Origin of the sequence: Streptomyces sp. 8K308, assembly GCF_004348315.1 — a bacterium.
Lineage (GTDB): Bacteria > Actinomycetota > Actinomycetes > Streptomycetales > Streptomycetaceae > Streptomyces.
Window position 1 is genome coordinate 1 of record NZ_SMKC01000698.1, and the last position, 409, is coordinate 409.

A 409-nucleotide genomic window follows, 5' to 3' on the forward strand; every position below is an offset into this window, starting at 1 on the left:
GTGGACGACCTCCAGGCGGTGGACGGCGTCGGCGAGACCCGCGCCCGCTCGGTCCGCGAGGGCCTCTCCCGGCTGGCCGAGTCCTCCATCCTCGAGCGGTACGTCTGACGCTCCGCCGGACGAGTGCGGCAGCCCCGGCCGGGCGGCAACGCCGGTCCCCCTGGCTCAGTCCTCCTCCAGGAGGAACGAGGTCTGCACGACCTCGAAGCCGTCCAGCGTGGCCTCCGCGAGGTAGGTGCCGGGTGCCGCCGCCCGGCCTGGGCTGCCGCACTCGTCCGCGTCCGAGTGCCGCTGGTCCCAGGCGATCGCGTGGCTCGCGGTGCCGCCCGCCGGCACGGCCGTCGGCACGGAGCCGGCGCCCTCCGGGCAGTGCGCCGAGGACCACACCAGGTTGTCCTCGGCGTCCGAG

Annotated in this window: 1 pseudogene; it reads right to left on the bottom strand. The window is 76.3% G+C overall.

Annotation, left to right across the window (positions count from 1 at the left end):
• Window positions 1-165: 165 nt before the first annotated feature.
• Window positions 166-409 (bottom strand): annotated as a pseudogene (locus E1265_RS37740) (hypothetical protein); the annotation flags it as partial.